General features: G+C 55.2%; 16 protein-coding genes. 6 read left to right on the forward strand and 10 right to left on the reverse strand.

The window, feature by feature from the left end:
- Nucleotides 1–5: 5 nt before the first annotated feature.
- Nucleotides 6–674 carry a CPBP family intramembrane glutamic endopeptidase gene (locus OSO_RS46780; RefSeq protein ID WP_010588047.1) on the forward strand — a complete coding sequence of 223 codons (669 nt, stop codon included), beginning with the start codon at nucleotides 6–8 and terminating at the stop codon, nucleotides 672–674.
- A 295-nt stretch (nucleotides 675–969) separates the two neighbouring features.
- Nucleotides 970–3957 carry an MMPL family transporter gene (locus tag OSO_RS0138475; RefSeq protein ID WP_010588048.1) on the forward strand — a complete coding sequence of 996 codons (2988 nt, stop codon included), beginning with the start codon at nucleotides 970–972 and terminating at the stop codon, nucleotides 3955–3957.
- 503 nt (nucleotides 3958–4460) lie between these two features.
- Here OSO_RS0138475 and OSO_RS0138485 read toward each other — a convergent pair.
- The 6 genes from OSO_RS0138485 to OSO_RS0138515 all read right to left on the reverse strand — a co-directional run bounded on the left by OSO_RS0138485 (nucleotide 4461) and on the right by OSO_RS0138515 (nucleotide 10134).
- Nucleotides 4461–4661: a hypothetical protein gene (locus OSO_RS0138485; protein WP_010588050.1), complete on the reverse strand. Its 201-nt coding sequence runs from the start codon at nucleotides 4659–4661 to the stop codon at nucleotides 4461–4463.
- Between the two features lie 274 nt (nucleotides 4662–4935).
- A complete protein-coding gene (locus OSO_RS0138495) occupies nucleotides 4936–5721 on the reverse strand; it encodes a metal ABC transporter ATP-binding protein (RefSeq protein WP_010588051.1) in 786 nt (261 codons plus the stop codon).
- Between the two features lie 29 nt (nucleotides 5722–5750).
- Nucleotides 5751–7010 carry a metal ABC transporter solute-binding protein, Zn/Mn family gene (locus OSO_RS46785; RefSeq protein ID WP_010588052.1) on the reverse strand — a complete coding sequence of 420 codons (1260 nt, stop codon included), beginning with the start codon at nucleotides 7008–7010 and terminating at the stop codon, nucleotides 5751–5753.
- Nucleotides 7011–7264: 254 nt separating this feature from the next.
- The gene (locus OSO_RS0138505; RefSeq protein WP_010588053.1) at nucleotides 7265–8320 is read right to left on the reverse strand and encodes an RluA family pseudouridine synthase; all 1056 of its coding nucleotides are present in this window, start codon (nucleotides 8318–8320) and stop codon (nucleotides 7265–7267) included.
- A 165-nt stretch (nucleotides 8321–8485) separates the two neighbouring features.
- Nucleotides 8486–9367 carry a hypothetical protein gene (locus OSO_RS0138510; protein ID WP_010588054.1) on the reverse strand — a complete coding sequence of 294 codons (882 nt, stop codon included), beginning with the start codon at nucleotides 9365–9367 and terminating at the stop codon, nucleotides 8486–8488.
- A gap of 215 nt (nucleotides 9368–9582) precedes the next feature.
- The gene (locus tag OSO_RS0138515; protein WP_010588055.1) at nucleotides 9583–10134 is read right to left on the reverse strand and encodes a DinB family protein; all 552 of its coding nucleotides are present in this window, start codon (nucleotides 10132–10134) and stop codon (nucleotides 9583–9585) included.
- 262 nt (nucleotides 10135–10396) lie between these two features.
- On the opposite strand from OSO_RS0138515, the gene OSO_RS0138520 reads away from it, so the two are divergent.
- Both OSO_RS0138520 and acnA read left to right on the forward strand, forming a co-directional pair.
- On the forward strand, nucleotides 10397–10774 hold the full coding sequence (locus OSO_RS0138520; RefSeq protein ID WP_010588056.1) for a VOC family protein: 378 nt from the start codon (nucleotides 10397–10399) through the stop codon (nucleotides 10772–10774).
- A gap of 533 nt (nucleotides 10775–11307) precedes the next feature.
- A complete protein-coding gene (gene acnA / locus OSO_RS0138525) occupies nucleotides 11308–13974 on the forward strand; it encodes an aconitate hydratase AcnA (RefSeq protein ID WP_010588057.1) in 2667 nt (888 codons plus the stop codon).
- Nucleotides 13975–14330: 356 nt separating this feature from the next.
- On the opposite strand, the gene OSO_RS0138530 is transcribed toward acnA, so the two are convergent.
- From OSO_RS0138530 to OSO_RS46790, 3 genes are all read right to left on the reverse strand, one after another.
- Nucleotides 14331–16397, reverse strand: a complete 2067-nt coding sequence (locus tag OSO_RS0138530) for an FG-GAP repeat domain-containing protein (RefSeq protein WP_010588058.1) — start codon at nucleotides 16395–16397, stop codon at nucleotides 14331–14333.
- Between the two features lie 162 nt (nucleotides 16398–16559).
- Nucleotides 16560–16964, reverse strand: a complete 405-nt coding sequence (locus OSO_RS0138535) for a hypothetical protein (protein ID WP_050986309.1) — start codon at nucleotides 16962–16964, stop codon at nucleotides 16560–16562.
- A gap of 210 nt (nucleotides 16965–17174) precedes the next feature.
- Entirely contained in the window at nucleotides 17175–18257 is a 1083-nt protein-coding gene (locus OSO_RS46790) for a DUF1559 domain-containing protein (RefSeq protein WP_010588060.1), read from the reverse strand.
- A gap of 529 nt (nucleotides 18258–18786) precedes the next feature.
- Here OSO_RS46790 and OSO_RS0138545 point away from each other — a divergent pair.
- Nucleotides 18787–19572: an AraC family transcriptional regulator gene (locus OSO_RS0138545; RefSeq protein ID WP_162130587.1), complete on the forward strand. Its 786-nt coding sequence runs from the start codon at nucleotides 18787–18789 to the stop codon at nucleotides 19570–19572.
- A 72-nt stretch (nucleotides 19573–19644) separates the two neighbouring features.
- Here OSO_RS0138545 and OSO_RS0138550 read toward each other — a convergent pair whose 3' ends face one another.
- Nucleotides 19645–21621 (reverse strand): S9 family peptidase, encoded by a 1977-nt coding sequence (locus OSO_RS0138550; RefSeq protein WP_010588062.1) that lies wholly within the window; start codon nucleotides 21619–21621, stop codon nucleotides 19645–19647.
- 289 nt (nucleotides 21622–21910) lie between these two features.
- Here OSO_RS0138550 and lepA point away from each other — a divergent pair, with 289 nt between their 5' ends.
- Nucleotides 21911–23716, forward strand: a complete 1806-nt coding sequence (gene lepA / locus OSO_RS0138555; protein ID WP_010588063.1) for a translation elongation factor 4 — start codon at nucleotides 21911–21913, stop codon at nucleotides 23714–23716.
- The last annotated feature ends 141 nt before the right edge of the window (nucleotides 23717–23857 follow it).

The following is a 23857-nucleotide window of genomic DNA, read 5'->3' on the forward strand; positions in this document are numbered from 1 at the left end:
TCATTTTGGACGACGAGTCGATTCCCGCAGATCGCGATGAATTCCTCAAGCTGGCCATCCTCTTTCAAGGGGGCCTACTCTTGTTGGCGGTCCTCATCGCGTGGCTGGTCGGTCGCCCTGTCTGGTCACAAATCACGTTCTCGTTCGTACAACTGGGAGTGGGAATCATCGCCACGCTACCCATGCTGCTGTTCCTGGGCTTGACGTACAAAAGCCAGTCCAACCAGTTCGCGCAGATCCGAACCATCTTGAGTGACACGCTGGGAGAGCCATTATCCGCCTGCCACTGGTATGACCTTGCCGGACTGGCCCTGCTGGCGGGCGTCTCTGAAGAATTTCTTTTTCGTGGTGTATTGGAACCCGCATTTCAACCCTGGGGCACCGTGCTCGCCATCATCCTGTCTAACTTGATCTTCGGGACCTGCCATGCAGTAACCCCTGCCTACGCGATCTACGCCGCACTCTTGGGTGCTTACCTGAGCCTGACACGATGGGTCACCGACGAGCCCAACCTGATGGTCCCAATCATCTGCCATTCGCTGTATGACTTTATCGCTTTCTTCATCATCAAGAACTCGTATCGTCGATCGGACAAGCAATCCTTGCCGATTGCGGATACGACAACTTCCGCGAATAACAACCCAAACGACCCACTCCACCCAGTCAATCATTAATCTTCTTGCGACGATTGGAAAACTGCCGCTATGATCCGCCCCATCGAAGATTGGCTTGCGTCTTGTTCAGACGGGGATCAAGGATTGATTCACGGGTGAGGGGACAGTGTGAATAAGGAAGCCCAGCGTCGCAATCGACGACGAACGTGACTTGCGCGATGGACATCCTTAAAAACACGAATCAAGCAATCGATTGTCAAACACACAGTTTGAGTCGATAGTTGCCACGGTCGGCTGCAAGGAAGTCGATCCGCCCCGGCAATTGTTTGCAAATAAAAAGTGCCGAGAGATTTGCATGCAGGCGACATCCGTCGATTCTCCTCAAAGATCCGTGCTCACTCAATTACTCAGTAAATTGACAGAGCTCTGCGCGCGAAACGCTTGGGCGACGATTTTCCTGGTGGTGCTCTCTGCCGCCGGATGCGTCTTCTACACGGCACAAAATCTGAGATTTAAGACCGACCGTTCGGATTTGATCGATCCGAAGTCGAAGTTCTATCAGCGCTGGCTGCGCTACACCAAGACGTTCGGCGAATCCGATGACATTGTGATCGTCGTCGAGTCCAAGCACCCTGAAATCATCAAACAAGCGCTTGACGAAATCGGTTCGCGGTTGAATGCGTACCCCACGCTTTTTAAGAGCGTGCTGTACAAAGTCGAGGCGGGCGCATTGCGTGAAAAGGGCCTGCAGTATTTGCCCCCCGAACTACTTACGCACGGGTTGGAGCGCCTTGACGAGTTTCGACCAATCCTGAGTGGCAACTGGGATCTGGTAACACTGAATGGCGTTGTCACACGCCTTCAAAGTCAGATTGCACGCCTACGCCGTCAACCCGAGGCGCAAACGGAACTGCTGCAACATGCACAAGCCCTCACGAGCAGCCTGTTGGCCACGCTTCGCAACAGCGATGAATTCACCAACCCCTGGCCCGAGATTCTCCAGGTCCCCGACGAGATGGAGGACCAGGAAAAACAGACGAGTTATCTGCTGAACGACGCGGGAACCATGGGGTTCGTCATGGCATCGGCCGTTCAGGACAAGGGCTCATTCGAAGGTCCAACGGCTGCCATCGACATGGTCCGTCAGCAACTGGACGAAACCCGACAGAACTTTCCCAAGGCCAATTTCTTGTTGACCGGCATCTCGGTGCTGGAGAATGACGAGATGCGTCGATCGATGGCCGACTCAACCACGGCATCGATTATTTCTTTTATCGGAGTCGCGGTCCTTTTATTTCTGGGCTTCCGTGGATTCCGTCACCCGATGCTCGGCTTGATCATGCTGGCCGTCGCGATGTCCTGGTCGTTTGGATACACCACACTGGTGATTGGGCATCTCAATATCCTTTCAGTATCGTTCGCCGCGATGCTGATGGGGCTGGGAATCGATTTTGCCGTTCACATTATCTCACGCTATCTCGAACTGCGACACGAGGGGCACGACCTGATCGAAGCCTTGGTCGCAACCTCTGATAGCGTCGGCGTTGGCATCATCACAGGCGCGGTCACCACATCGCTTGCGTTCTTTTGCGCGACACTGACCGATTTTCTGGGCGTGGCGGAATTGGGGATCATTGCTGGCGGGGGCATCATGCTCTGTTCCCTGTCGGCCTTCACCATCCTGCCCGCGCTGCTCGCTGTTGCCGACCGTCGTATCGAACTCAGCGAACTTCCAAGACCGATCCAAGCACGACCTCTTCGTCGCCTGACACGCAATCATCCCGGTTTTGTGTTGACCGCATCGTTGCTTTGCATCGGTGCGATTGGGAGCCAGGCCATTGACTGGTCGGGGCCTGTTCCGCAACTGAAGGTTGTCTATGATCACAACCTGCTGAATCTCCAGGCGGAAGGCCTGGAATCGGTCAAAGCTCAGAAGCAGATCTTTGACTCATCACAACACTCGCTACTGTACGCCCTCTCGATCGCCGACTCGGCGGAAGAGGCGCGTACCCTCAAGCAGAAGTTCGAGCAACTCGATTCGGTGCATCAAGTTCAAGAACTTGCCACGCGTTTGCCAAAAACGCCATCGAGCCAGACGAGTCTGCTGGTGCAGGGATATCATTCGCAGTTATCGACACTGCCTGCCGAACCACCCGAACCACGTCCTGTCAGTCCCGCCGGAATCGGACAACTGATGGAACGACTTTACGACGTGGTGAAGCAGCAGAAAGATCCCGTCTCGCAAGAGATCTCGAAAACGATTGATCAGTTTCTGGACGAACTTGAACAGAAATCAGCGAAGGATCAGGTAACGTTCCTGACCGAGTTCCAGTACCGCATGTCCTACGCACTGCTCGCACAGTTTCAGGCGATCGCCGCCGCTGCGAATCCTGAACCCGTCACCGCCGATGACTTGCCGTCCGAACTTCGTACTCGCTTCGTCAGCGCCGAAGGGAAATGGCTGCTGCAGATCTTCCCCAAAGATCAGATCTGGGACATGGAGCCGCTTGAACGGTTCGTCAATGACGTGCGAACGATCGATCCAGAAGCAACCGGAACGCCGCTTCAGAACTATGAGGCCGCACGCCAAATCAAGCAGAGTTACGAGATCTGCGCCCTGTATGCGTTGGGAGTGATCCTGCTGACATTGCTGGTCGATTTTGCCAGGAAGACAAAACTGCTGGGAATCTTTGTCCCCGCAGTGGCCGTGACCCTGTTCGTGGGTTTTATGATGCAGACCAAGCAGATGGAGCTGAGCCTGGGAATGCTGCTCCTCACGTTGACGGGTTTAGCAATGCTGGCCGCACTGATCCTGGATCGGCGCGCCGTCGGCGACAGCATCCTGGCACTCTTCCCCCCCATGATCGGGATGGGACTGACGTATGGACTGCTGGTGATGTTCGAGATCCCGCTGAATCCGGCCAATCTGATCATCCTGCCCCTGATTCTGGGGATCGGCGTCGACAATGGAGTGCATATCCTGCATGACTTCCATGCGAAGCCAAACGAAGTTTATTCCACTTCGCCCAGCACGATCAACGCCATCATACTCACCTCAACCACCACGATGGTGGGCTTCGGCAGCATGATGGTCTCGGCCCATCGCGGGCTGTATAGCCTAGGATTGGTGCTAACGATCGGCGTTGGTGCTTGCATGTGCGTGTCGCTCGTCATGCTTCCAGCCGTCTTAACGCTGATGTCACGGCACCGTACGACCGCGGCAACAGACTTCGCACCGCTTGAATACCCCGATCTGCTGCCGGTTCCAATGATCGACGAACGCGAAGCCGTCGTGATTCAACGCGAACCATTTGTCATCCACGAACCCATTCAGATCGCCTGATTTCGATCGAGATCACCCAGGCGTTGATCTCGATCGCATGGAATCTCTCACAAGAGTCGAGCACATTTCCACACAACACATTCCTCAAGTGACAACGTAAGTGTCGTCACTTGACATTGCACTTTGAACAACCTGTTTCGCTTGAATCGCGGCGATTTCACGGACGGGCGAACCTCCGCAAGACGCAGCCGAGACGTTGTCAGATCGATTTGTCAGTGTTGAGGACTGGCGGCCGCTTGTCAGAGTTTGCCTAATGAGACCATTCTCTGATCGTACGACCTAGATCGATCCCGTCAGGACCAATTCGGCCCAATCGTTCCAAACGATTGGAAGACTGGTGGCAGCTCTTGAGGTGCCGCCATGCAGGAAGTCGGCCTGATTCCGTTTTGCAGATGTTGAAGCAGACGAAGCATTCCCAATTTTGGAGCTTGGGAACGAGGAAAATCCCGTGTGAACGGGCAAGGACGTTCGACAGGGCGACCTCGCAGGACCTTCCATGATCGCTATGCGATTCGCTTATTTCCCTTGAGCATCGAGACATAGCCGATGATGCCGACCAACGACAACAAGACGACGTACTCGACTGGCCCGATGTGATTCCACCAGTCGATCGCGTATTGCTTATAGAACGAGATGTAATTCTGGCAGGTCTGGATCATGGCATCCTCGGCATCTTGCGGTGGGGGCAGCACGGTTGACCCCATCCGGCATTTCAGAAGAAAGCTTCGACAATCCCGTAAAACCTAGCTCATGATTGAAGGTATTGTGACAAAAACTCCTGTTTCGCGGCGATTTCTGGATACCGTCTGGATTTTCGAGGCACAATTCAACGGGCGAATTGAACAGCTGACAGAAACACGACGGCTGGCAGCCTGATGAAAGCAGAGCAGAGGCACCATGGTCGTCAGACGTTTTTGTATCTGCGAGGATTCCAGCCCCCTGTGACGTCAACAGGCAGCTAACCGGTGGTCGCTGGCATCAAAGTAGCGTCGTACTGGGATAACGCATCCGGTTACCGACCTGATCGAGCAAGGCCAGTTTTCCACCGTACGTTTCGCGCAGGTTTTCTGCGGTAAATGCCTGTTCGACAGGACCGCTTGCCACTAAACGCATGTTTAGAAGCAGGACTTCGTCGAAATACTCGGCAACAGTCTGTAGGTCGTGATGGACAACCAGCGCCGTTTTTCCGGTCGAACGCAGTTCGCGCAGCAATTCGACGATCGCCCGCTCCGTCGCCGCATCGACGCCAGCAAAGGGTTCGTCCATTAGATACAGGTCAGCGTTCTGTACGAGGGCTCGCGCCAGAAACACGCGTTGCTGCTGCCCCCCTGAAAGCTCGCTGATCTGGCGATTCGCGAATTCGCCCAGCCCTACGCGCTCCAAGGCTGCCAAAGCCTGCTGGCGATAGAAACGGGTAACGGGGCGAAACCAGCCAATCGTCCGGTAGAGTCCCATCGTCACGACGTCCAGAGCATTGACGGGAAAGTCCCAGTCGACACTGGTTCGTTGTGGCACATACCCAATCCGCCCGCGTTGCTCGTGGTACGGCTTGCCAAAGAAGCGAATCTCGCCATCCGTCAGCGGAACCAGTTCCAACACAGCCTTGATCAGCGAGCTTTTCCCGGCACCGTTCGGCCCAACGATCGCGACCAGTTTTCCGGCCGGGGCATCGTAATCGATGTCCCATAACACACGTCGCCCCTGATAGGCCACCGTCATGTCGTGAATCGAAAGTGGAGATGTCGAAGAATGATCAGCGGCCATGTTTTCCTGAGCGATTCCACGTCCAAAAGTTACGTGCCGAGATATTGACCGTGCTGTGATCTACCGCGAAACAAGTCGCAATTCGCCCGGAGCATTAATGCCGAGAACAAGTTATTGAAAGAAGACGCTGTTGAGCCGTGAAATAATGGGGACAGGCACGTTACGGAGCCAGTCTGCACTAATGCCGCACGCCCGTTCGCCTGAATTGATGGTCGGAATGATCGCGCGACAATATTGGGATCTTGAATACATCGTTCATCGCCTTGCCACGCGTTGCGACGTTCTTCGACCGCAACGCTTAATTTGCCGCGGAAACCGCGCTCGGGCGGTGCTCCCCCCAATGCAGCAGAAATTCGGGTGGCATTGTGATCTAGCATTCCGATGTAGGTGCCTTCGTACGTCCCTTCACTCCCCATGGCATCGGAATACAGTTCCCCTCCAATGCGGACGGTCACCTTTCGCGATGTGGTTCCTTCGATCACCGCCCGAATGTTCTTCTCGTTCACACTGCTTTCCACGAAAATCGCAGGAAGCTTACGCTGTACGAGAAAGTCGACCAGACGGTTCACGTCCTGGATCCCCGCTTCGGATTCGGTGGTGACACCCTGCACGGAGCGAACTTCAATTCCGTACCGTCTGCCGAAATAACCAAACGCATCGTGCGCCGTCACCAGCACGCGATGTTCGTCAGGAATCGACTTGATCACGGTGGTGATGTATTCGTCTAACTCCACCAGTTCCGCCTGATAGTGCTGCGCATTCTGACGGAACTCGTCCGCATGATCCGGATCGATCTTGACCATCACATCCACGATGACATCGAGACACCGGCTCCAGGCGACGACATCCATCCAGACATGGGGATCATAGTGCCCTTCAAACTCGGGTGGCGAGCGCAGAAAATCTTTCTCCAACCGCTCTGTGACCGCGATCACCGGATGCTCGGGCCGATTGACCTGTTGCAGTGCATCCTGCATCCGGCCTTCAAGCATCAGTCCCGAATAGAAGACAATGTCCGCCTCGTGCAACAGATTGATCACATGCCGCGTCGTCTTAAACAGATGCGGATCGACACCGGTTCCGATCAACGTCTTGACGTTGCCATGCGCCCCCACAACGGAACGTACCAGATCCGCCACCATCCCCGTCGTCGCCACGATCTGAAGAGTTTTCTTGTCGCTTCCCGACGGCACGGATGTCGTCGTTCCACCTGAACCTGAACTCCAGCAACCACTGAGCATCAGCAGTGTCAGACATAACGGCCAAGACCAAAATTGATGTGGCAGCATGGAAACAGGTTCCAACAAAGCAGGGCTCTTGCAGAGCATGGGGAAGAAAGACTGGTAAGACTATGAGTATCCTGGAAAGCAAAGTTTTGACTACTCAAAAATACGCCGTTGCCACTCGCGTGTCAATCTCACGTTCGCAACATGTCGAGCGTTTCGGATCACCGAAACCCCGTGTGGGCACGTTGCTTATGTACAGCCGCACTGTTTTGCACCGCGGCAGTGGCACTCGACACAACGCTCTGTAGAAATAAGAGCTAACGACGCACGGGCGCCACGCGTGCCGGCTTTGTGCGGTACTTCCGAATGGCGTCGAGTGTTCGCTGGAAATCATCGGGCAGGGGGGCTTCAAATTCCATTCGCTGCCCCGTCACGGGATGATCAAACCCCAACTTAAGTGCATGGAGTGCCTGCCGCGACATCAAGACTTCGTCGTCGTCTTCGGAAACGCCTTCGACCAGTTCGGAAAGACTGAGCGAACTATTTCCTTCGTAAAGGCGATCCGCCACGATCGGATGTCCGAGGTGATGCATATGCACGCGCAACTGATGTGTTCGACCGGTCTGTGGACAAAGCCTGACAAACGAAAAGCCATTGAACCGTTCCAGAACCTCGTAGAACGTCGCTGCGTGACGCGAGTTATTCCCTTCGGGACAGACCATCATCCGTTCCCGATTGCGATTGCTGACTCGGACGTGCGTTTCGATGTAATCACGATCGAACGAGAGTTCACCCCAAGTAATCGCCCGGTACTCCTTCTCAACCGTCCGTTCTTCAAACTGACGACTTAAGTGATGATGAACCGTATTGTCCTTGGCGACGACCAGGACTCCGCTGGTGTCGCGATCAAGTCGATGCACGATCCCTGCGCGAAACTTGCCCGCAACGTCGCTGAGACGATCAAAATGAAATTGCAGCGCACCGGCCAATGTCCCGAGGTAGTTTCCTCGCCCCGGATGCACGATCATATTGGCCGACTTGTTGATAACGATCAGCGCATCGTCGTCATAGAGAATATTCAGCGGAATATCTTCGGGCGGCAGGGTGCGATCGGGTTCTTCCGGCAACCGAAATTCGATGCAGTCATTCACACGCAACCGACGTGACATTTTGACCGGCAGCCCATTGATCAGGACGCCGTCATCTTCGAGCACGCGCTGAAAGGCGGCCCGACTGAAGTTGGGATAAAGCCGAACCAGATAGTGATCGACGCGCCAACCATGAGCCCGCGCTTCGACGATCGATTTAAGGGGCTCGCCAGGAGCCTGTGCAACTTCTTCGGTGGGCTCGAGTTCAGGTTCTTCGTCGCTCATTTTAATACTACTTCATCTCAGACAATTTAGACTCGGGCCAATCCGACATTGCGGACCACCCCGAACAGACTGCAGGGACGTGCAAGAAGCCCGGCTCCTTGAGGTGGCCGGGCTTCCTGAACGGCGATTTCAATACGATGGACGACTCTTGATCCCGAGTCGGTTTCAATTCTTTTCGGGTGACTTTTCACCATCTTTTGGCGGTTCGGCCGGTTTCGGCTGATCGCCCTCAGCGGGTTTTGCAGGTTCAGCGAGCTTCTCTGACTCTGCGGGCTTCGAGTCATCCAGCTTCGGCAGTTCCGTGTTTTTTTCCTCGGCCTTTGGCTCGTTCGCTTTCGGGTCAGCCGGTGCAGCGGGCGCCGCATCCTTTTTCTCGTCTGCGGCAGGAGTCTTGGCACCGTCCGGCTTGATGTCGAACGGCCGCACTTCTGGCGGCTTGGGATTTTCCTTGCTGAACCAGGTGTAGAACTCGGCGGCGTCTTTTCGCTTCAAAGCGGCCAGACGCTCGTCGGCCACGACTTTGAACATCGTCTCGGGATAGTCTTTCAACAATTGATCATAGGCTTCGATCGGTTTGGAGGTATCGCCGTCACACGTCGCTTCAACGCACTGAGCGACTCCCCAAAGAGCCCGTTCACGAATCGCCGCGGGAACGGACTTTTCGTGCAGCAACTTTTCAAAATCGCCGCGGGCCGACTTCAAATCGGTGACGGCCAGTTCACGATTCGTGAACATCAGCGGCAAGGCAGACTGCAATGTCTTTTCGGCATAGACCAACTGAGCCCACTGCGCCGGCAGCTTCCCTTTGAAGCGGTCGACCACTTTCCCGAAATCATCGAGCGTGCTGGCCTCATCCAGCTCTTTCCAAGCGGCAGCATTGTCCACTTCGCTGCTGCGAGTCCACCAGAACCCGATCGCTCCGAACACCAGTGCCGCACAGAGCACGGCAATCGCAGTTCCGAGATGACGTTCGAGGAAGCTTGCGGTCTTGTTGGTGACAACACCGAGATCATTTGTCAGAAGCTGATGTCGCTCTTCGCTTTTCATGCTGAGACTTCATGAGGGAGACCGGGCCACTTGTACGGAAGACGGTCAGTGTAGGTCGACCCGCAAAGACCGTCAAGGAATGTCTTTCCGGCGACATGCTGAGCTTGAACCTTCTTAGCAGCCTGTTGGAGCAACGGGGACTGGCTCCAATCGGATGAAAAAACTCCATGACGTCCCGACGACCTAACAGCTTGCCCCCTTACTTCAACAGGCTATTAGGTCGCCAATTCGTGGCGAGCCAAGCTGATTAACATCGACTCAGGCAGTTTTTCGACCCCCAACTGCCGCAGCATGTTAACGGTCTGGGCTGTGGTGTAATGGGCGTGCAGACACACATGCAGCAGAATGTCTGCGCGCCGGGTCCCAAATCGAACCCCTGCACCGGCGGTGCTCACAACCTTAAATACAGTGTCCTCGAGTTCCGATGGCTGCAGTCCATTCACATATTCGCTCCATCGCAGCTCAAGTTCTTCCCACTTCTGACGGAGTTCCACGAAATCAGCGATCTTTCCTTCCCCAAGCTGGTTTCCAGGAAGCTTTCCCCGCACATCCCCCTGAACCAGTGGCTCTTCTTCACCATGCAGCGCGCCAAGCCAGACGTACTCCGCGGCGTACATGTGCGTGAGCGATTTCCAGACACTTCCCTGCCCAATCGGAAGCGAAGTATGCAATTGTTCGTCATTCAGCAATGCGACAGCCGCCCGCAAATTGCGATTCGTCCACGCACGATGCTGATTCAACCGGGCAATCAATGGGATCGTCTCCATATTTCATAGTCTCGTTATAAAGGAATTTTTCTCTGTTTCTCCGTGTCCCTGCGTCTCCCTCATCCCCGCTGGTCCCACGACTGCGTTTCGCGTCCTTCGGAAGCACACTGGCGGTGGGGGAGACGCAGGGGCACGGAGAGACAGAGGAAGGAAGAAGAAACAGGTTCAAGGGAGGAGGGCCAAAGAGTTAATTCGCACGTACAATTCAACACTCGACCCCTGTATCGGCGGAAAAATCGACCTCTATCTTGCGGAAGATGTCATGCTCGTGACTTCATTGGACCATCTCGTGCTGACAGTGCGAGACATTCGGACCACCTGCCAATTTTATGAGCGCGTGCTCGGGATGACGGCGGTGACATTCGGAGCAGGGCGAAAAGCACTGCAATTCGGCAGTCAAAAAATCAATCTGCATCAAATCGGCCAGGAAATCGAACCGCACGCAGCCGTTCCCACACCCGGTTCCGCCGATTTGTGCTTTGTGGCGGGAGTCTCGACGAGCGAGCTCTTGACGCATCTAAAACGGGAACAAATCCCCATCCTCAAGGGACCGGTACCGCGGGCGGGTGCGATTGGACCGATCACATCGATTTACCTTCGCGATCCAGACGAAAACCTTTTAGAGATATCAACTTACTAAGATGGATCAAACGCGATTGATTGGAGAATTCTGTTACGAAAGGGACGTCCAGCGTTCTTGGAGTCCGAATTAAAAAATACGAATCGCAAAGCGCCCACCCCGGCAATACATTTGCCGCCTCACGGGATTGTCCCTGAAGTCGATCTACGACACGAAGGGGATAACACAGACAGAATGGCCCGATTTTGTCGCTCATCCAGCCCCCGCACCACTTGACGAGGATGTAAGAAAACCGGTCGGGATGCCACGCAGATGGAGGACGCCGGACGGCGTCCATTTTACAGTAAACCATTATTCAACAAATGTTTGCGACGATTTCAACCCCTACTGAAACTTCGGTGTTCCTCGCAGTTCATTGCTTCTCAACGATTTTGAAGCGTGATAACATTCACAATATAGAGTGAAATGTCGATTTAGCGACGCGTTTCAAGTCATCGCAATCGGGCGAATCACACCCAAAACGCAATCCGGCACACACGATCCGCGAACCTCGCGGTGGCCATTGAGTCAATTTAACGGGCAAGGAAACTGATATGGCGGCAACGAATCCGTTTGGGGCGGAGTCTGTTCTCAAGACGAGCGGCGGCGAGTTCAAGTATTACTCGCTGCCAAAACTCGCGGCCAAAGGATTTGGTCAAATCGATACGCTGCCGTTTTCGATGCGAGTTTTGCTTGAATCGTGTCTTCGCAATGTCGACGGGTTCCTCGTCAACGAAGAACATGTCGCCCAAGTCGCCAACTGGGACGCAGCCAAGCCGCAACAGGTCGAAGTTCCGTTCATGGTTGGCCGCGTCGTGCTGCAAGACTTCACGGGCGTCCCCGCAGTCGTCGATATGGCCGCGCTGCGAGACGCCATGATCCGGATGGGTGGCGACCCCAAGAAGATCAATCCCCTGGTCCAGTGCGACCTGGTCATCGATCACTCGGTGCAGGTGGATTACTTCGGCGCGAGCGAATCACTGCAGAAAAACGTCGATTTGGAATTCGAGCGAAATCTTGAACGTTACCAGTTGCTGCGTTGGGCACAACAAGGCCTGAGCAATTTCCGCGTGGTGCCACCCGCCACTGGGATCGTGCATCAGGTCAACCTGGAATACCTCGCGAAAGTCGTTCTGACAAAGAACGGCGTCGCCTATCCCGACAGCCTGGTCGGAACCGACAGCCATACAACCATGATCAACGGCTTGGGCGTCGTTGGGTGGGGCGTGGGCGGGATTGAAGCCGAAGCGGTGATGCTGGGCCAGCCGATTTACATGCTGATGCCGGAAGTCGTTGGCTTCAAACTGATCGGCAAGCTTCCTGAAGGCACAACCGCAACCGACCTCGTTTTGACCGTAACGCAAATGCTGCGTAAGCACGGGGTGGTGAATAAGTTCGTCGAATTCTACGGCCCGGGCCTCGACGGGATGTCCCTGCCAGACCGCGCCACACTCGCGAACATGGCTCCAGAGTACGGCGCCACGATGGGCTTCTTCCCGGTGGATGATGAAACCCTGAAGTTCCTCAGCCGCACCGGTCGCACCGCCGCAGAAGTGGAACTGGTCGAAGCCTATTACAAGGCTCAAGGAATGTTCCGCACCGCCAGTTCTCCCGAGCCACGTTTCACATCGAAGCTCGAACTCGACCTGTCGACCGTCGTCGCCTCAATGGCTGGCCCCAAGCGTCCGCAGGATCGCGTGCTGCTGACAGACATGAAAACAGCCTGGATCAAGGAACGCAGCACCAGCTTCGGCCACCCCACCCCAGCAGCGCCCGTCAGCGTCAAAGGTTCTGATGCGAAGATCGGCGACGGAGCTGTGGTGATCGCCGCGATCACCAGTTGCACCAATACCAGCAACCCCTCGGTGATGCTGGGCGCTGGATTACTCGCTCGGAACGCCGTCGCGAAAGGCTTGAAAAGCAAGTCCTGGGTCAAAACCAGTCTCGCTCCCGGTAGTCGCGTTGTCACCGAATACCTCGCCAAATCGGGCCTGGACAAACCACTCGATCAATTGGGATTCAACACCGTCGGCTACGGCTGTACCACATGCATCGGGAACAGCGGACCGCTGCCCGATTCTGTTTCGCAGGCCGTGTCCGAAGGTGACCTGGTCGTTTCCGCGGTGCTTTCTGGAAACCGGAACTTCGAAGGCCGGATCAACCCTCAGGTGAAAGCCAATTACCTGGCCAGTCCACCACTGGTCGTCGCCTACGCCTTGGCCGGAACCACCGACATCGACCTGACCACCGAACCGCTCGGCAAGGATCAGGCGGGCAAAGATGTATTCCTGAAGGATATCTGGCCGACTTCCAAGGAAATCGAAGCCACGATTGCGTCGTCGATCACCCCCGAAATGTTCAAGACGGAATATAGCCACGCCGCTCAGGGCCCCGTCGAATGGCAAAAAATTACGGGGGCCACCGGCCCTCAATACAAGTGGGACGAAAAGAGCACCTACGTTCAAGAGCCGCCGTTCTTCATCGACATGCCCGCCCAGCCGAAACCGATCCACGGGATCAGCGGCGCGATCTGCTTGCTGTCCGTCGGCGATTCGGTCACAACCGACCACATCAGCCCCGCCGGATCGATCAAGGCCAGCTCGCCTGCCGGCCTCTTCCTGCAGGCCAATGGTGTCGCACCGCTCGATTTCAACAGCTACGGTGCCCGTCGTGGTAACGACCGCGTCATGACCCGCGGCACGTTCGCCAACATCCGTCTGCGAAATCTGCTTTGTCCCGGCACCGAAGGCGGTGTCACGAAGTACTTCCCGACCGGCGATCAGATGTCGATTTATGACGCCGCGATGAAATACAAGACCGATGGCACGCCGCTGGTGGTGCTCGCCGGTGCCGAATATGGAACCGGGTCGTCACGCGACTGGGCGGCTAAGGGGACTTACCTGTTGGGAATCCGTGTCGTGATCGCCACCAGCTTCGAGCGAATCCATCGCTCCAACCTGGTCGGTATGGGGGTTCTGCCGCTGCAGTTCCGACCGGGCGAAAATCGAGAATTCCTGGGCTTGGACGGAACAGAAACGTTCGAGATCCAGTTAGATGACAATCTGAAGCCGCTGCAAGCGATTGAAGTGATGGCCACCAAGCCAGACGGGACCGCCATTCACTTCGTGGCCACGTGCCGCATCGATACGCCGGTGGAAGTCGAGTACTACCGTAACGGGGGCATCCTGCATAAGGTGCTTCGCGACCTGCTGAAGAGCTGAGGCGGGAAACGTTGAGGAGGAAGCACCACCAAGGGGGCACTTTCCCCCTCGCCTTCCTCATTCCCAAACTGCCGCTTTTGAAGTTGCGCAGTTTGGGGTTCGAATCAATTTGCAATTTCCTCGTTACCAAGCCCCAGCTTGGTAACGCCTTTTGCGATTTGACCTTCTGTCGAGCAGGAAAGCAGCATCGGACCGACGTATACATTTCGGATATGTAGGAAGCGTTCCCAAGCGGGACGGCGTGTTGATTTAATCGAAAAATTGACGACGCGCGACGATTAAATCAACAAGCCGGGGAGCATGGGAACGAGGGAAACAAGAGGAATTCCTGGATGCGCGTTCTGTGATTCCGCGTTCTATTCTGCGGCCGGACCGATCGAGAGCTCTTCACGCGGGTAATAGTGAATGCCGCCGTTTTCCTCGCTGATCAGCAGATCGATGACGCCGCGTCCCAAGTCGACCGGGGCAGGCGAGCAGTCATGAATATTGAAGGCAATCCGTTCGCCGCGGAATTGCACGAACCGCACATAGTCGAACACCGGATCTTCATTCGTGCCGACATTCCGCAGGAACAGAACCGAAGCCTTATGGTTCGGATAGAACGCACTCGGATAGTAGACCGTCTTCGACGCCGGAAAGGACAACCCGCGTGACGTTCCGATCAGCAGATCCATCTTTCCATCTTGATCCCAATCATGCGCCACGAGCTTGGCTCGGCCAGTCTGTCCGGCCTGTTCGTCGACATTGGCGGTGATGCTCGATCCATCCTGCAATGTCAGTAGTTCACCCCGCTCGACGTTTTCATTGTCGATCCGCCAGAAGCGGCGCAGCAGATTCTGTTCATCCAGACCGATCACGCAAAGGCGTCCGCCACGCTTTCCCCAATCGGTGACAGCCGGTTGGCATCGCCACGCCAAATGCAATTGGATTCCGTCGGAATACATCCACTTCGGTTCAGCGAACTTCGGGGTGCCATTCAGCGGCAACTGTAACAAGACGACATAGTCCCCTAGAACGCTGTTGAGAATCACGTCGAGCCGTCCATCGCCGTTCCAGTCAACTAGGGTCGGACAGGTGTAACCCCACATCGCTTCTGCCGGACCTTGCACCGATCCGCGATAGCCCGCCTTGATATCCAGCGGCTTACCTCCGACCGAGACATAGACGGGATTGTCGAACTCGGGACGCTGCTTGGTGCCAATGTTCTTGACGAACATCAATTGACCGGCATCGTTCCCCACGATCAGATCGATTCGCCCATCCTTGTCGAGATCGCCGGGACTGATGATTGGCAGTTCGCCCAGCGACATTGGAATTCCTTCGCCAAGCACCGCGGCAGGGGCTTTGTAGATCGGCGCGCCGTTGGCCGAGAACTTCCCGCTGAATGGATAGAACCAGACTCGCGCCGTATCACCGACAATCAGGTTGGAGAAACCGCTCTTCGGATCAGGAATCGATTTGACGCTCATGTTGATCGCGAAGTGCCGCAGACCATTCTGCTCTTCGTTGTTGACGAAATCATTCGGCTTCAGCGCCCCCGTCGCCGGATCGATCGCGTAGTAGTGGAACACCCCGAGATGTTCGCCGCTACTGAGACCGGGAACATGGTCCTTCCCCAGATTCAGCACCGCCATCCCCCAACAGTCGAAAGGGAATTCGCCCGGCCCTTTGGAAACACGTTCGACCAACTCGACTTTCTCGAGTTTCAATGAGTCGAACCGTGCCCGATAGAGCATCCGACGGGGAATGTTTCCACGCCAAAAACCGGCTCCGTCAAACGGCATGTAAGAGGATCGATGGAAGTAAGGTGGATAATCCCCTTCCTTGAAATCGGGCGGGGCCGGTGGTCGATAGGTCACACCGTCTGCAACGCTAAAGTACACATTTATCTTGTTGCTCGTATCAATGTAGCAAGCGATTCCCATTCCAAGATCGCCCGGAATATCCAGATTCGGCGACTCAGCAAATGGTTCGAAGGTTGAGCTGGCGCGATCGAATCGGCAGACGTGAACTGATTTGCCGCCACTGAACACCCCGTAAATCTGCTGGTCCATTCCCGTCAAGACCATTCCATTCATCGGATGTCCCTTGGTCGTGACCTGGGGACCGTAGTAGGGAGTCCCTTGCTGATCGAAACCACGAAACGGCATCAAACGGTCAGGAAACAGAAAGAGATCAAACGGCCCTTTTCCGGAAACGTCGGCCGTTCCCGCGATGATCGGACGATGCGTATTGCCGACTTGGCCGCGACCAATCTGAGCCATGCCACGCTTAGGTGAAACGCGAATTGCCTCACCTGGTGGAAAGTGCGGAACTGGAAGATTCTCGGCCGCGCCATTCTTCGACGGAGCTTCTGCGCCTGAGGAGGAAATCACACTCGAAACGAAGACGCCAAGGCCGAAAACGATCACAAGTCGGTTCACTAATGGTCCTCTATTCCTCACAACCCAGTGAACTCAAGACGTTCGGCATGCAGATCCGAACCGAGCGAGTCTGAGCAAGATTCCTGCGTCGGTATTGCAACGTCGAACCGGCGGGCTGGTTCAATCGTGAGCGGTTCGAAAATCGCTCCACAACCTCAGCTTCTAGTCCAAGTCAAAGTTGAATTCATTACGGCCTGGTTTGACGGTTTTCTTCAACTCCGAATTCGAGTTGTATTTCTTCGGAATCGATTCTTTGAATTTCGCAGCGGCAGGACTGTCTTCTTCAACGTAAGTCGTAATCCGCACTGTGTGCTCACCGACGAGCGCACCGCGAGTTTGATCGACGTAGACCAGGTCATATTTTCCCGCGGCATTCGTGATGGCGCTTGAACCTCGCCCCGTCGTCGGCTCGAACTGCACGAGGGCGTCCTTCAAAGGTTCACCATTGATTGTTACAGCGCCTGTGACCTGTCCCAATGGAGGAGTTCCGGAGGATCCGCCGCAGCCGACAACCGACAAAAGGAGCAGTGACTGAGCAACACTTCGAAAGTTCTTTTTTAGAATCATGATACTTTGCATAAACCTCTGAGAATCGGTTTCGAAACCTCCAATGGCGATCGAGGGCGACCGCACGAACTTTAAGGGCGAATATTTCGAAACCAGTTCGAGAAAAATGAACATCCAACCCAAAAAGACAGCAAAGAGCGAACGACGTTTCCGTTGCTCGCTCTTTGCTGATGACTCCTCAGGGTCCGGTTCGATCAAACCGCATCCGTGTCACTCGAGGTTGGCGACAACGCCGTCACTGATCGTCCCCATTCGCGACAGAATCGATGCATCAGAATTCTGGCTGATGAAACGAACGCTACCATCACCGTTCAGGAACTGTCCTCCGCCAGTGTGCCGACTGTTATAGGCATTGATCGACGTGCCGTTGACCTGGAAATTCGCCGATGGCAACAACAAACCGACGACCGCCGACTGGAACGTGTCGGCCGGACAGCCGATCCACATCCCTCCCACTTTCTCACCCAAAGTCCCATCGAATGCTTGAAGATTGGAGTCCTTATCAATCCTAAAACATTCGCCAACTGCAAGTGTCGTGCTTGTCCCATCGGTGATGTCTCGGATTCCGACGCAGCCCATCATTGCTGCGTCGCCGAACATTCCCTTGAGGCCAAGAGGATCCACCGATACGCCCGAATAGACCAACGGCGTTTGGCCAGTTCTCGTTTCAAGTCCGTAGAAATTCACCCCGGCAATGGCGCGATAGTTCGACTTCGCATGAGCACTGGGGCTGTTTGGGGTGGTGGTTGCGTCACGTGTCGGATTCAAGTCCGGATCGGAGGCGCTAGGGCAAATGTAGGCGGCAATTTTCGTCCTTTGCAAGACAGCGTTTCCGTTGGCAGGGCCACCGTTGTCGCAAACAGCCTGATTCTGGCCGACATTCAGTTGGTTATACAGGTTTGCTTGATCCAGGTAGGGCAGCACGAAGACGCCCCAACCCCATCCCTGCCCGGTCGAGCTGAAAGTGATGCCGGTTGCGCCGCCCGTAGTTGCTTTAACGATCACATTATTCACGCCCGAACAAGGTGTTGGCGTTGACGTTAAGGCTGGAACTCCCATGTAGCCCATTGGAAACACGTTGTAGACGTCGTGATAGTTATGCATCCCCAAGCCAATTTGCTTGAGATTGTTCTTGCACTGCGTGCGGCGAGCCGCTTCACGGGCTTGCTGAACAGCAGGTAGCAGGAGCGCAATCAACACGGCGATGATACTGATCACAACTAACAACTCGATCAGCGTGAAACCCCGCTGACGAAGCTTCTTTCGAACTTCAGACAATCTCGAATCCGACATGGCGCAAGTCCTCCGATTGAAAAACACTCGACGACAACAGACAGAAAAAAATCGGTTCGCGTGAATTAACTACACGTCCCGTAAGCGCTTATGGATTCGACAGGATCGGCGGAGAGTCGATAAAGTCAAGAATTGACGATCGACACTTAAGAGGCTTCCTCTGGACTCAGACTCTAGGCTCAGAAGTTACTTCAGATAAGAAGAGAGTCCGAGATTGGACGGTCCATCGACTCAATCCCAAACTTGAACGGAGGTTCAAGCGGATTGATTGACCGCCCACGTCAGGGGGCAAATCCTACTGGCACTCTGATATATTCAATAGAACGAACGTTGATTGGAGATTCACCCACACAAGTAAACAATTCCCCGTGCCGCGAAGCGAATGAAGAGACATTCGATGTCTCCGCGGTGGCCCCGAAATATGTATAATTGGTGAGTAGTCGAAGAGTATTCCGCGGGCAGGCCAGAGTCTTGTACATTTGCGACATTCTTTATGCGAAAAGCGACGTCGGGGACAATTCGCCCTTTCATGTCTGATTCAGGTTCGCTGCCTGCGGACGAGAAACAACGCCGTCTCGAAATGCGAGATCGCTGGTTTCGAAGCGTGCCGCCTGAGAATCACTTCAGCCAATTACTCGACGAGTTGACTGGGGTGTTTTTCTTTGCAAAAGACCATCTCGGTCGTCTCATGTTTCTCAATCGCGCGGCACGGGAACGATGTGGTCTACGCGATGACACCGACGTGATTGGACTGAGAGATGTGGAACTGATCCCCGATTTTCTCCAAACCGAGAGCGCAAGAAATGAGGCGCGAATTCTTGCCACTGGCGAATCCGTCCGTGGGTGCCTGGAGCTGTGGTTCGACGCCAACGGCATCCCTGATTGGTATGTCGTCACAAAACTGCCGATTCGGTCCCGAAGCGGAAAGATTGTCGGCGTGATGGGAATCAGTACTCATTACCAACAGGTCCCGAAGTACTCGTCGACCAGCGAAGGCCTGACCCAAGTCGTGGATTACATCCGTCAACATTTCGCAAAAACCCTGACGATTCCGATGCTGGCGCAAGTGGCCCAGTTGTCACCCAGGCAGCTTGAACGTCAGTTTCGAGCCACGTTCGATATCACGCCAAAACAGTTCCTGATCCGTACCCGGCTGAGCGTCGCCTGTCGGGCACTCCGCCAAACACAGGCCTCGCTCGCGGATATCGCCGCCGATTGCGGGTTTTACGACCAGAGTGCTTTGACCCTGCACTTCCATCAATCGATGGGCCTCACCCCCGGCCAATATCGGCGAAACGAAGCCGGTTCACATTGAGCGATTGAAGCATCGACGGAGAAATGAGTCTCGGTTGGAAGTTCAGTGGGACCGTGCTCTCCATGAAACCGCTTATTGCCCCAACCCAAGATGTTTCATGAGGAACAACACTTCCACCGCGCGCTCATAGTCGACATTGTCCTTTTTGGCGAAGCCGTGACCTTCGTTGTTCGCAAAGACGGTCCAAACCGATTTGCCATTCTGACGGACACGTGCGGCGATTTGTTCGGCCTCGAAGAACGGCACGCGCGGGTCGTTCTTACCATGCACAACCATCAGTGACGCGAGAATCTTGTCGGCATTATTCAATGGACTAATTTTCTCGAAGATCGCCTTCATCTGCGGATCGCGTTCGTCACCATACTCGGCCCTTCGCAGATCCACTCGATAGCCCGCAGTCTTCTCCAGAAAGGTGATAAAATTGGCGATCCCGACAACATCAATCCCGGCTCTGATTCGGTCACCAAAGTGAGTCAGGGATGCCAGCGTCATGTATCCACCATATGAGCCCCCCGCGACCGCCACGCGTGACGCATCGAGTTCCGGTTGCTGCGCAATCCAGTCGAGCAGTGCGCCGATATCCTTGACGCTATCTTCGCGTTTTTCGGCGTTGTCGAGTTTCAGATAGGTCTTTCCATAGCCGCTCGAACCACGCACATTCGGACAGATCACCGCGATGCCCAGTTCGTTCACGTAATACTGAAAGATCGGTGAGAAAAACGGCTGGTACTGCGATTCGGGGCCGCCGTGAATGCTGATCAACACCGGCAACCGCGCCGCGCTGGATGTCGCAGCCACTGCGGTACGCGGCTGGAAGTAATAGGCCGGAATCATTCGTCCGTCGAACGATTTGAATTGAATGCGCGAGGGTGTGACAAAGTTCTCGGGATTCAAGCCTCCGACTTCACTGTAGGTCCACCGGGTCAATTCGCCCGTGTCGAGCTGCATCGAGAACGCGTCAGGTGGCAAGTCGGCGCGCGCCAAGGTGAAACCCAGCCGCTTTCCATCGGGCGAAAACCGCATTCCCGAAACGATTCCCAGCGGAAGCTTCAGATCACGCCGCGGCGCATGCTCGTTCGGCAGCAGAAACAGCCGCGTCGCGCCGTCGTCATTCACCGCGAACGCCACCTGGCCTGAATCGGCATGAATTTCGATATCCGACACATTCCAGGGGATATCGGCCGTCAACCACTCGTACTTCCGCGTCGCCAGATCGAACCGTGCCAATCGGTTGAACTCACTTCCGCCATCGGTGGCAATCAAAATCGATTTGCCGTCGGGAGCAATCGCCATCGGTCCGACCGAGGCTTTTTCGTCTGTCGCCAGCGGCAGATCTGTGCGTTCCCCCGTCGCAACGTTCAGCAAGGCAGGATACGATTCGTTGGCCGACACGTATCGGGACAGCAGTATGAACTTGCCATCGCGCGACCAGTCATACGCCTGCCAGGTCTGCTTTTCGACCTGCATCAGCAGGACCATCGAGTCAGGCTTTCGTGGATCGGCGAGATACAGGTCGCTGTCGCGGCCGTTCCGCTGGTTACTGCTGATCACGACCTGCGAACCGTTATCGCGAATCGCGCCCAATTGATTTCGTGATTTCCCATCCGTCAGCAACCGCGTTTCGAACTTCCGGCGGTCGAACAAGTAAACCTGATCATTCTCGTTACCGCCGCTGTCCATCGTCATCAAGATGGCACCATCGGTCGCCTGCGGAATGAACATTCCCGACACCGGCTCGTTGTAGAAGGTGATCTGTTCACGACGGCCCGCGGGTTCATACACGCGATGCAACTGCGACGAATTTCCGAATCGCGTATTGATCAGAATTCCCGTCCCATCCGGCGCCCATCCCCGAAACGCCGCACCGCGAACACTCTGATACTGTGCCAGCTTTGCAAAGATTTCGGCCGGTACGACGGGAACCTCGCGCGCGTCGATGGCACCCGGTCGACGTGGATCGACCACACCTTGGCCGCCGGGCCCCTCCGCCGCAGCCAGGAAATGCCCAGCCAGAAGCACCGCAAGCAGACTTTGCAGCCAGATCTTCATTTTTGAACCCTTACTTTCAAAATCGTCGACGATAGGCTCGGTACAGTGGAAGCGTAACGGACGGCAAAGGTGATTTCGAATGAACCGGCCTCAAGTAAGGATTTCGGAAAACCTGAGGTGGCCCTTCAAACTCGTCCGATTGCAAACCATTACTCTAGAAGATCTTTCGGCATCTATTCCGACTTGACCGATTTCCCTATAGAATTGAGTGTCTCAGCCTGAAACGCGGACAACCGGTCCGTGAATCGAGTTTTTTTTGCCAACAACCTTCCTTCTGTTCTGATCGCCCATGTTTGACCAGCGATTCATTCGTAATTTCTCGATTATTGCTCACATCGACCACGGCAAGAGCACGCTCGCCGACCAATTGCTCCTCAAGAGTGGGGCGATCACGCAGCGCGAATTCCGCGAACAGATCCTGGATGACCTGAAGGTCGAGCGCGAACGCGGGATCACCGTGAAGGCGCGTGCGGTCGCCATCAATTACACGGTCGATGGGCAAGAATACGAGCTGAACCTGATCGACACACCCGGTCACGTCGATTTCCACTACGAAGTCTCGCGTAGCCTGGCGGCGTGCGAAGGGGCGTTGCTGCTGGTCGATGCGTTCCAGGGGGTCCAAGCCCAAACAGTTGCCAACGCCTATGCGGCCCTGAATGTGGACCTGGAAATCATTCCGGCCCTGAACAAGATCGACTTGCCCGTCACACGAATCGACGAAGTTCTGGAAGAAATTGAGACCGTTGTCGGCTTGGATACAGAAGGTTGTCTTCGTGTCAGCGGCAAGGCCGGAATTGGCATCGAAAGTGTCTTTGACGCGATCATCAAACGGATTCCTGCCCCCGCAGGCAAGCTCACCGATCCACTTCGCGCGCTCGTCTTCGACAGCAAATATGATCACTACCGTGGGGTCGTGACCTATGTGCGAATTAAAGAAGGTTCGATTCGCAAAGGTCAGAAGGTCTACTTCATGAAGGCTGGAACGGCCCATGAAGTTCTCGAACTGGGTCAGTTCCGGCCCGAGATGGTTCCGTGCGACGACCTGGGGCCCGGCCAGGTGGGTTACATCGTCACCGGAATCAAGGTCCTGGGCAATGTCCACGTCGGCGATACCGTGACCGACTTCCACAATCGTGCGCCAATCCCACTGCCGGGCTATGAAATCCCACAGCAGATGGTGTTTTGCGGGATGTACCCGATCGACGCCACCGATTTTGAGCGGCTCCGCGAAGAGCTGCAAAAGATGAGTCTGAACGACGCCAGTTTTTCATTCGCGCCGGATACGTCCGAGGCACTCGGTTTCGGTTTCCGTTGTGGCTTCCTAGGCATGCTGCACATGGAAATCATCCAGCAGCGTCTGGAGCAGGAAGCCGACGTCGACCTGATTCAAACCGCTCCCAACGTGACTTATCAATTGAAATTGCGCGGGGGCGAAGTCGCTCTGATCGACAACCCGCAACAAGTTCCCGATTCGGGTCAGATCGAGGAATTCGGAGAGCCGATCGCCAAGGTCGTCTTTATTCTTCCCTCGGACCGGATCGGTCCGATCATGCAACTCTGCTCCGATCGACGTGGTGTCTACAAAACGACGGAATTTCTCGGCCCACATCGAGCCCAGGTGATCTACGAACTGCCGCTCGCCGAAATCGTCTTCGACATGTACGACAAGCTGAAAAGTATCACCGCGGGCTATGGTACGATGAACTACGAAGTCATTGGTTATCGCCACGCCGATCTGGTGAAGATGGATATTCTCGTGAAGGGGGAAAAGGTCGACGCCCTTGCCTGTATCGTCCATCGCAGCCAAGCCGAACGACGCGGACGCGCCCTGTGCAAGAAGCTGAAAGAAGAAATCTCGCGACATCAGTTCGAGATCCCAATTCAGGCGGCACTCAGCGCTCGCATTATCGCTCGCGAGACGATTTCCGCGATGCGAAAAGATGTGACGGCGAAGTGCTATGGCGGTGACATTAGCCGAAAGCGCAAGCTGCTCGAAAAGCAAAAAGAAGGCAAGAAGCGGATGAAGCAATTCGGCCAGGTCGAAATTCCGCAGAAGGCCTTCCTGTCAGTCCTGGACGCAAACAAAGACGACTGACGTCAGGCGAACGGCACTGTCAGCCCGGTCTGATTGAAGTGTGTTGAAGACGCGTCTGCAAATCGAATCTTCGTTGATGGAGTTCGGAGGCCACTCAACGCTGTCACGTACGTGCATGCATCACGTTGTGAGGTCTTTCGT

Origin of the sequence: Schlesneria paludicola DSM 18645 (assembly GCF_000255655.1) — a bacterium.
In the GTDB taxonomy this organism is placed as follows: Bacteria; Planctomycetota; Planctomycetia; order Planctomycetales; family Planctomycetaceae; genus Schlesneria; species Schlesneria paludicola.

Coding starts and splice junctions, on each gene's coding strand:
- OSO_RS0138475 (WP_010588048.1), top strand. CDS start 970: ATGCAGGCGACATCCGTCGATTCTCCTCAAAGATCCGTGCTCACTCAA.
- OSO_RS0138485 (WP_010588050.1), bottom strand. CDS start 4,661: ATGGGGTCAACCGTGCTGCCCCCACCGCAAGATGCCGAGGATGCCATG.
- OSO_RS0138495 (WP_010588051.1), bottom strand. CDS start 5,721: ATGGCCGCTGATCATTCTTCGACATCTCCACTTTCGATTCACGACATG.
- OSO_RS46785 (WP_010588052.1), bottom strand. CDS start 7,010: ATGCTGCCACATCAATTTTGGTCTTGGCCGTTATGTCTGACACTGCTG.
- OSO_RS0138505 (WP_010588053.1), bottom strand. CDS start 8,320: ATGAGCGACGAAGAACCTGAACTCGAGCCCACCGAAGAAGTTGCACAG.
- OSO_RS0138510 (WP_010588054.1), bottom strand. CDS start 9,367: ATGAAAAGCGAAGAGCGACATCAGCTTCTGACAAATGATCTCGGTGTT.
- OSO_RS0138515 (WP_010588055.1), bottom strand. CDS start 10,134: ATGGAGACGATCCCATTGATTGCCCGGTTGAATCAGCATCGTGCGTGG.
- OSO_RS0138520 (WP_010588056.1), top strand. CDS start 10,397: ATGCTCGTGACTTCATTGGACCATCTCGTGCTGACAGTGCGAGACATT.
- acnA (WP_010588057.1), top strand. CDS start 11,308: ATGGCGGCAACGAATCCGTTTGGGGCGGAGTCTGTTCTCAAGACGAGC.
- OSO_RS0138535 (WP_050986309.1), bottom strand. CDS start 16,964: ATGATTCTAAAAAAGAACTTTCGAAGTGTTGCTCAGTCACTGCTCCTT.
- OSO_RS46790 (WP_010588060.1), bottom strand. CDS start 18,257: ATGTCGGATTCGAGATTGTCTGAAGTTCGAAAGAAGCTTCGTCAGCGG.
- OSO_RS0138545 (WP_162130587.1), top strand. CDS start 18,787: ATGTCTGATTCAGGTTCGCTGCCTGCGGACGAGAAACAACGCCGTCTC.
- OSO_RS0138550 (WP_010588062.1), bottom strand. CDS start 21,621: ATGAAGATCTGGCTGCAAAGTCTGCTTGCGGTGCTTCTGGCTGGGCAT.
- lepA (WP_010588063.1), top strand. CDS start 21,911: ATGTTTGACCAGCGATTCATTCGTAATTTCTCGATTATTGCTCACATC.